Source organism: Cellulosimicrobium cellulans (assembly GCF_042723955.1).
In the GTDB taxonomy this organism is placed as follows: Bacteria; Actinomycetota; Actinomycetes; order Actinomycetales; family Cellulomonadaceae; genus Cellulosimicrobium; species Cellulosimicrobium cellulans_H.
In genome coordinates this window covers 1-7,707 of sequence record NZ_JBHXIC010000134.1, presented here as the reverse complement: position 1 = coordinate 7,707, position 7,707 = coordinate 1, and the positions used below count along the sequence as shown (strand labels likewise).

Below are 7,707 nucleotides of genomic sequence, written 5' to 3'. Positions count from 1 at the left end.
GCCCGGGGTGTGGGACCCGGGCGGTGCGGGAGCCACCACCAGGTCACCCCGCGGCGGGGCGCGCCCCCCCCCGGCGGGGCCCGCGCGGGGGGGGGGTATGGTGGCCGAGCGCGAGCGCCTCGCGCGCGAGATCCACGACACCGTGACGCAGGGCCTCGCGAGCGGCGTCCTGCTGCTGGAGGCGGCGGACCAGACGTGGGACGCCGCGCCCGACGACGCGCGCTCGGCCGTGCGCCGGGCGGCGGTCGCCGTGCGCGCGAGCCTCGCGGACACGCGCAACCTCGTCCACGACCTCGCGTCCGCGCGCGTCGACCCGGACGGGTTCCACGCGTCGCTGCTCGCCGCCGCGCAGGGTCAGGTGCCGGGCGCGTCCCTCACGACGTGGGGCGACGCGCGCGCCGTCGCGCCCGAGGTCGCGCACGCGTTGCTGCGGGTCACGCAGAGCGCGGCGGCGAACGTCGCGCAGCACGCCGCCGCGGAACGCCTCGACGTGACCCTCACGTACCTGCCCGGCGCGGTCGCGCTCGACGTGTACGACGACGGCGTCGGCTTCGACCCCGACGCGGTCGCCGCGCCCTCGAGCACCGGCGGGTACGGCCTGCGCGCGATTCGCCGCCGGGTCGCGCAGCTCGGTGGCACGGTCACGCTGGAGAGCGCGCCCGGCGAGGGGACCGTGGTCGCGGCGCAGGTCCCGACCGACGACGACGCCCCCGCCGCGGACCCCCTGGCCGACGTCCCCGAGGAGGGCTCCCGATGAACGACCCCGCACCCGTCGCCGTGCTGCTCGTCGACGACCAGCCGGTCGTGCGCGCCGGGCTGCGCGCGCTCCTGGAGTCGCAGCCCGACCTGCGGGTCGTCGCCGAGGCCGGGTCGGGCGAGGAAGGTCTCGCGCTGGTCGAGGGCGCCGCGCCCGACGTCGTCATGATGGACCTCGAGCTGGGCGACGGCATGGACGGGATCGACGCGACGCGGCGCCTGCGCGACGCCCACCCGCAGGTCCCGGTGCTCGTGTTCACGACGTACGACACGGACGCCGACATCGTGCGCGTCATCGACGCCGGTGCGACCGGGTACCTGCTCAAGGACGCGCAGCCGCACGAGATCTTCGCCGCCGTCCGCGCGGCCGCCGCCGGCCGCAGCGTCCTGTCGCCACCCGTGGCGTCGCGGCTCATGCACTCGATGCAGCACCCGGGCACCGCGCTCACCCCGCGCGAGGCCGAGCTCCTCACGCTCCTCGCCGACGGGCTGTCCAACCGCGAGCTCGGCCGACGCCTGCACATCAGCGAGGCGACGGTGAAGACCCACCTGGCGCACGTCTACGCCAAGCTCGGCGTGGAGACGCGCGCGGCGGCGGTCGCGCACGCGCTCCGTGCGCGGGGCGTCCGCCGCTGACACCGCCCGACCGCGCCGGTAGGGTGCGGACACACCCGCAGAGCGGCGGGTCACGCGGGGACAGGGGGACGACGATGCACGACGCCACGCCCAGGGACGAGATGCCCATCGAGGGGTCGGCCGACGACGACGGGCCCGGGCGTGGTCCGCGCGCCCGGGCCCTGCTCGTGGGGGGAGTGCTCGTCGTCGCCGTCCTCGGGGTCGGGATCGCCGCGGCGCTCACCGGCCGCGCGGCGGGGACCGAGCCGAGCGACGCCGCAGGCGGTGCACCGGCGGTGGAGGCGCCCGACGCCGACCCGGCGCTCGCCGCGGAGACCTCGGCACCCCCGCCCGTGGAGACGAACGGGGTGCAGGCGTGCGGCGGCTTCGCCGGCTCCGCGGGGACGCCGATCCAGGTCCGGGGCGACGACGGCGAGCCGGCCGAGCTCGGCGGGCTCGAGGGATGGTGGAACAGCACGCCGGCGAGCGACGCCGGGGGCTGGCTCGACGTCGAGAAGTGGCCCCGTCAGGTGCTCGACCACCCCGCCACGGTCACCGTCGAGACGACGACCGGCACCGTCCTGGAGTCGTTCGACCGCCGCACGTGCACCGGCGTCGAAGGCTGGACGGCGCCGGACCTGACCGCGCTCCCGCCGTCGACCGTCGTCGTGCTCGACGCCGAGACCGGTGAGGTGCTGGCCGAGCACCCCGTGGAGCTCGTGACGCCCTGACCTCGCCCCGCCTCAAGGACGGGGTGCGCCGGGGCGGGTGACGAGGTGGATCAGCACGGAGGTCAGCACGATCACCCCGACGTAGACCGCCATCGCGAGCGGGGACGTGACGGCGAGGAACGTCAGGGCGGCGTTGCCGACCAGGTGCAGCGCGACCGCGGCCGGCACCCCGCCCCGAAGGCGCTCGCTGACCAGCCAGTACGCGCTCGAGAGCGGGATCATCGCGAGCAGGAACAGCACTGCCTCGACGCTCACGAGGCCGAGCGACGACTGCCACGTCCCGGTGAGCGCGAACAGCGGCAGGTGCCAGACCGCCCACACCGCGCCGAGCGCGACCGACGTCGCGAGCGGCGAGCGCCGACGTCGCAGGCGCGGCTGCGCGTAGCCGCGCCAGCCGAACTCCTCCGACAGGGGCCCCGCGCACAGCGAGACGAGCGCGAACAGGAGCGGACCGCCCGACCCGGCGACGGCCGCCGCCCCGGCCGACAGGTCGGCCGTCGGGCCGCCGAGGAACGGGACGACGAGCGCGGTCAGGACCGCGGGCGCGGCGCCGATCCCGACCGCGGCCGGGAGCCATCGCCCGGCCGCGCCCCAGCGCGCCGCCCGCGGGCTGCGGCGGTCCGCCGCCCCCAGCACGAGAGCCGCCAGGGTCGGACCGAAGCCGCCGAGCGCGAAGAGCGCGAGCACGACCGGGTCGGCGAGGTCGCCGCCGAGCAGCCACACGGCGCCCCACGACACCCAGGACAGCCCGAACGCGAGCGCCCAGAACGCGGCGAGCCCGCCACGGAGGGGCCGCTCGGCGCCGTTCGGACACAGGGCGGAGCCGTCCGGGGACATGGCAGGCGAGGCGCGCCGGGACCGGGAGGAGGCAGGGAGAGGACGTGCGCTGGTCGTCATGTCTCGATCCCACCGGTTCGTCCCGCTCCGGAGAGCCCGGGCCGCCCCCGACCCGGGGTGGGGACAACCCCCGCGGACGGGCTGGTCCGGCAGGTGGCAGGGTGGGGGCGTGACGACGACGCCCCACGCCCCGCGCCCCGCCAACTGGGCGGGCAACCTCACCTACTCCTCGACGGAGGTCGTGCACCCCGCGACGCCCGACGCGCTGGTCGACGTCGTGCGGCGCTCGCGGCGCGTCAAGGCGCTCGGGTCGCGGCACTCGTTCGGTGACGTCGCGGACACGGCCGGCACGCACGTCGTCCTCGACCGGTACGACGACGGCCGCCCGCCCGTCGTGGTCGACCCCGCCACGGGCGTGGCGTCGGTCGCGGCCGGGCTGCGGTACGGCGACGTGACGCGGCACGTGCAGGCCGCGGGCCGCGCGCTCGCGAACCTCGCGTCGCTCCCGCACATCTCCGTCGCGGGGTCCGTCGCGACGGCGACCCACGGCTCGGGCGACGAGGTCGGCTCGCTGGCGAGCGCCGTCGTCGGGCTGGAGCTGGTCACGGGTGAGGGCGAGCGACGGACGCTGCGGCGCGGGGACGCGGACTTCCCGGGAGCAGTCGTCGCGCTCGGGGCGCTGGGCGTGGTGAGCCGGGTCGAGCTCGAGACCGTCCCGACGTTCGACGTGCGCCAGGACGTGCACGTCGGGCTGCCGTGGGACGCGGTCACGGCGCACTACGACGAGCTCACGGCGTCGGCGTACTCGGTGAGCCTCTTCACGGACTGGGGGCCCGGCGGCGTGCAGCAGGTCTGGCGCAAGTCGCGCCTCGCGCCGGGGGAGGCCGGGACCGGGCGCGCGGACCTCTTCGGGGCGGCGCCCGCCGCGACGATGCTGCACCCCCTGCCCGGTATCGACCCCGTGCACTGCACGCCGCAGCTCGGCGAGCCCGGGCCGTGGAACGAGCGCCTGCCGCACTTCCGGCTCGACTTCACACCGAGCAACGGCGCGGAGCTCCAGTCGGAGTACCTCGTGCCGCGCGCCCGGGCCCACGAGGCGTTCGCGGCGATGCGCGACCTCGGTCCCCGCGTGACCCCGCTTGTCCAGGTGGGGGAGATCCGCACCGTCGCGGCAGACGCCGAGGCGCTGTGGCTCAGCCCGTTCGACGGCCCGGCCGTCGGCGTGCACCTCACGTGGAAGCCCCGGCCCGACGACGTCGCGCGCGTCCTGCGCGACGTCGAGGCCGCGCTGCTGCCGCTCGGCGCGCGCCCGCACTGGGGCAAGCTCTCGCACGTGCTCGTCCACGACCCGGGCTCCGTCGCGACGCTCTACCCGCGCTTCGACGACTTCGGCGAGCTCGTGCAGCGGTACGACCCGCAGGGCCGCTTCCTCGGCGGGTACGTCGAGCGCCTGCTCGCCGGCTGACCGCGAACCCAGGTCCCGAGCGGTCCCGCCTGCTCGGGACGTGGCGCGCGCGAGTGTCGCTGAGGTCGCACGGGACCCGTCCTGTCGCTACCGTCGAACGAGCACGACAGGCTCGCCGACGCGCCGACCCGCGGCACGTGTGCGGGCACGGCAACCGAGGAGGACCGTGGCAGCGACCGAGATGGACCGCGGGGTGCCCGCGACGCAGAAACCCCGCGAGGAGTGGACCGGGCAGGTCGGCTTCATCATCGCGGCCATCGGCTCGGCGGTCGGCCTGGGCAACATCTGGCGGTTCCCCGGGGTGGCCTACGAGAACGGGGGCGGGGCGTTCCTCGTGCCGTACCTGGTCGCCCTGCTCACCGCGGGCATCCCCATCCTGTTCCTCGACTACGCGATCGGGCACCGCTTCCGCGGCTCAGCGCCCACCGCGTTCCGTCGGATCGCGAGGTGGCTCGAGGGCCTGGGCTGGTTCCAGGTGATGATCTGCTTCGTCATCGCGATCTACTACACCGCGGTCATCGCGTGGGCCGTGAGCTTCTTCGTGTTCTCGTTCGACCTGCGCTGGGGCGACGACCCGGCCGCGTTCTTCACGGGCGACTACCTGCAGCTCGCCGACCCGGGCGTCAGCCTCGACTTCGTGCCGTCGGTGCTGGTCCCGCTCGTCGCGGTCTGGGTCGTGACGATCGTCGTGCTCGCCGCGGGCGTGGCGAAGGGTGTCCAGCGGGCGAACACGGTGTTCCTCCCGCTGCTCGTCGTCGCGTTCCTCGTGCTCGTCGTGCGCTCGCTCTTCCTCGAGGGCGCGGCCGAGGGCCTGAACGCGCTGTTCACGCCGGACTGGTCGGCCCTCGGTGACGCGAACGTGTGGATCGCCGCTTACAGCCAGATCTTCTTCTCGCTGTCCATCGCGTTCGGGATCATGATCACGTACGCGTCCTACCGCAAGCGCCGCGCCAACCTCACGACCCCGGGCCTCGTGGTCGCGTTCTCGAACTCGTCGTTCGAGATCCTCGCGGGCATCGGCGTCTTCGCGACGCTCGGGTTCCTCGCGCACGAGCAGGGGATCGGGGTGGGTGAGCTCGAGGGCATCAGCGGGCCCATCCTGTCGTTCGTCACGTTCCCCGCGATCGTGTCGCAGATGCCGGGCGGACCGGTCTTCGGCGCGCTCTTCTTCGGGTCGCTCGCCATGGCGGGGTTCACGTCGCTCCTCTCGATCCTCCAGGTCGTGTCCGCGGGCTTCCAGGAGAAGTTCGGCTGGTCCCCGCGGCAGGCGTCCGTGCGCCTCGGCGTCGTGAGCGCGATCATCTCCGTGCTGCTCTTCTCGACCACGACCGGCCTCATCGCCCTCGACACCGCCGACCAGTGGGCGAACAACATCGGCATCGTGGGGTCGGCCGTGCTCATGTCCGTGCTCGTGCTGTGGGTGCTGCGGCGCGGGCCGGAGCTGCGCTACCACCTCAACGCCGTCTCGACGTTCCGGCTCGGCGCGTGGTGGCAGGTGCTCGTCGCCGTGCTGGCGCCGCTCGTGCTCGGCTACATGCTCGTGTCGCGGATCGTCACGCTCCTCGTGGACGGGTACGAGGGGTACCCCGGCTGGTACCTCGCCCTCGTCGGGTGGGGCGCCGTCGCGTTCATCGTGCTCGGTGCGCTCGTGCTCACCGCGATGCGCTGGCGCCACAGCCCGGACGACTTCGTGCCCTGGCCGCCGTACCCGCCGGGTGGCACCGCCCCGGGTCCGCGTCGGGCGCCGTCGGGCCGCGCGGGCGGTACGCGCGAGGCACCCGGTCCCGACGGGGAGGAGGCGCGATGACCACCTCCGCCCTGATCCTGCTGGTGCTCGCGATCGTCATCGTGTGGGGCGGGCTGCTCGCCGCGATCCTGCGGCTGCGCGCCCGGCCCGAGCGCATCGACTACCCGCCGGGCGACGAGGACGACCACCGCGAGGACGCGGCGCCGGTCGAGCGCGACACGTAGTACGTGGGGCGCGCGGCACCGCCCCCGACCCCGCTCGGCGAGGTGGTTCGTCACGGTTCGGCGTCGATGTCCCCGCCGGTTTGGTGAGTGGGACGGTACGGCCTCACACTCGTGCGCAGGTGCTGCGCACCGCCGGGTCCTCTGTTCCCCGTACGTTCCTCGGCCTCCGGGCCGGGTGCTGACGTAACACGACGGAGACGATCGGTGTCTACGCTGCCCCTGCCCGGCCCCCACCCGATCGGAGAACACCATGCGTACCACCCTGCGCAAGCTTCCCCTCGGCCTCGTCGCGCTCACCGCGACGAGCGCCCTCCTGCTCACCGCGTGCACCGACGCCTCCCAGACCGGGACGGACGGCAGCACCGCCGGGTCCGACGAGACGTCGTCCGCGCCGTCGTTCGACCCCTCGACGATCGAGGTCGACGACGCGGCCGCCGCGCTGCTGCCCGACGACGTCGCGTCCGCGGGGACGCTCGTCGTCGCGTCGAACACGGAGTACGCGCCTGCCGAGTTCATCGACGCGGACGGCACGACCCCGATCGGCTTCGACATCGACGTCATCAAGGCCGTCGGCGCGACGCTCGGCCTTGAGGTCGAGGTCCAGTCGGCCGACTTCCCGGCGATCATCCCCGCGCTCGGCACCAAGTACGACGCCGGCATCTCCTCCTTCACGATCACGGAGGAGCGCATGAAGGAGGCCAACATGATCTCCTTCCTCAACGCGGGCTCCTCGTACGCGGTCGCGGCGGGCAACCCGGACGACGTCGACCCGGCGAGCCTGTGCGGGCTGACCGTCGCCGTCCAGACCGGCACCATCCAGGACGAGGACATCGCCGTGCAGAGCCAGGCGTGCACCGACGCGGGCGAGGAGAAGATCGACATCCTCCAGTACGAGTCGCAGTCCGACGCCACGACGAACGTCGCCGGCGGCAAGGCGCAGGTCCTCTACGCGGACTCCCCGGTGATCGGCTACGCGGTCGAGCAGACCGGCGGCCAGCTCGAGCAGCTCGGTGACGTGTTCGACAGCGCGCCCCAGGGCGTCGTCGTCGCGAAGGACGACACCGAGCTCGCCGCCGCGATCCAGGCGGCGCTCCAGTCGCTCATGGACAGCGGCCAGCTCGTCGAGGTCCTCGGCGCCTGGGGCAGCGGCGACGCCGCGCTCGACACCGCGGAGATCAACCCGTCCCTCGGCTGACGCCTCTCGTTCAGCCCCCGACCCAGTCCCACCGTGTCGGGGGGGGGGGGGGGCGGCGCCCCGGGGCCCCCCCCCCCCCCCACGCGGCGAGGAGGGAGGCCCACCGCCCGCCGCCGGCCGCCCACACCCACACACCC

8 protein-coding genes are annotated in these 7,707 nt (G+C 74.7%); 7 read left to right on the top strand and 1 reads right to left on the bottom strand.

Translation table 11 applies throughout. The features are described 5' to 3' along the window. The first annotated feature begins 97 nt into the window (after positions 1-97). The 3 genes from ACFWH7_RS20160 (at position 98) to ACFWH7_RS20150 (ending at position 2,102) form a co-directional block, all read left to right on the top strand. Positions 98-757, top strand: coding sequence for a sensor histidine kinase (locus tag ACFWH7_RS20160; protein WP_378219314.1), 660 nt, complete (start codon positions 98-100; stop codon positions 755-757). Then, positions 754-1,392: a response regulator gene (locus tag ACFWH7_RS20155; protein WP_378219312.1), complete on the top strand. Its 639-nt coding sequence runs from the start codon at positions 754-756 to the stop codon at positions 1,390-1,392. The genes ACFWH7_RS20160 and ACFWH7_RS20155 overlap by 4 nt, the downstream gene beginning before the upstream one ends. 74 nt (positions 1,393-1,466) lie before the next feature. Then, positions 1,467-2,102, top strand: a complete 636-nt coding sequence (locus tag ACFWH7_RS20150) for a hypothetical protein (protein ID WP_378219310.1) — start codon at positions 1,467-1,469, stop codon at positions 2,100-2,102. 12 nt (positions 2,103-2,114) lie between these two features. Here the strand turns inward: ACFWH7_RS20150 and ACFWH7_RS20145 are convergent, their stop codons facing one another. Next, positions 2,115-2,999, bottom strand: coding sequence for a CPBP family intramembrane glutamic endopeptidase (locus ACFWH7_RS20145; RefSeq protein WP_378219308.1), 885 nt, complete (start codon positions 2,997-2,999; stop codon positions 2,115-2,117). A 109-nt stretch (positions 3,000-3,108) separates the two neighbouring features. Between ACFWH7_RS20145 and ACFWH7_RS20140 the strand changes: the two genes are divergently transcribed. The 4 genes from ACFWH7_RS20140 to ACFWH7_RS20125 all read left to right on the top strand — a co-directional run bounded on the left by ACFWH7_RS20140 (position 3,109) and on the right by ACFWH7_RS20125 (position 7,570). Beyond that, positions 3,109-4,404, top strand: coding sequence for an FAD-binding protein (locus ACFWH7_RS20140; RefSeq protein WP_378219306.1), 1,296 nt, complete (start codon positions 3,109-3,111; stop codon positions 4,402-4,404). 181 nt (positions 4,405-4,585) lie between these two features. Then, on the top strand, positions 4,586-6,211 hold the full coding sequence (locus ACFWH7_RS20135; protein ID WP_378219316.1) for a sodium-dependent transporter: 1,626 nt from the start codon (positions 4,586-4,588) through the stop codon (positions 6,209-6,211). Next, a complete protein-coding gene (locus ACFWH7_RS20130) occupies positions 6,208-6,375 on the top strand; it encodes a methionine/alanine import family NSS transporter small subunit (protein ID WP_378219304.1) in 168 nt (55 codons plus the stop codon). Before ACFWH7_RS20135 ends, ACFWH7_RS20130 begins: the two co-directional genes overlap by 4 nt. A gap of 250 nt (positions 6,376-6,625) precedes the next feature. Further along, a complete protein-coding gene (locus ACFWH7_RS20125) occupies positions 6,626-7,570 on the top strand; it encodes an ABC transporter substrate-binding protein (RefSeq protein ID WP_378219302.1) in 945 nt (314 codons plus the stop codon). Positions 7,571-7,707 lie beyond the last annotated feature (137 nt).

What these genes read in the sequence shown, in the direction of transcription:
- ACFWH7_RS20160 (WP_378219314.1), top strand. Translation starts at nt 98, where the DNA reads ATGGTGGCCGAGCGCGAGCGCCTCGCGCGCGAGATCCACGACACCGTG.
- ACFWH7_RS20155 (WP_378219312.1), top strand. Translation starts at nt 754, where the DNA reads ATGAACGACCCCGCACCCGTCGCCGTGCTGCTCGTCGACGACCAGCCG.
- ACFWH7_RS20150 (WP_378219310.1), top strand. Translation starts at nt 1,467, where the DNA reads ATGCACGACGCCACGCCCAGGGACGAGATGCCCATCGAGGGGTCGGCC.
- ACFWH7_RS20145 (WP_378219308.1), bottom strand. Translation starts at nt 2,999, where the DNA reads ATGACGACCAGCGCACGTCCTCTCCCTGCCTCCTCCCGGTCCCGGCGC.
- ACFWH7_RS20135 (WP_378219316.1), top strand. Translation starts at nt 4,586, where the DNA reads ATGGACCGCGGGGTGCCCGCGACGCAGAAACCCCGCGAGGAGTGGACC.
- ACFWH7_RS20130 (WP_378219304.1), top strand. Translation starts at nt 6,208, where the DNA reads ATGACCACCTCCGCCCTGATCCTGCTGGTGCTCGCGATCGTCATCGTG.
- ACFWH7_RS20125 (WP_378219302.1), top strand. Translation starts at nt 6,626, where the DNA reads ATGCGTACCACCCTGCGCAAGCTTCCCCTCGGCCTCGTCGCGCTCACC.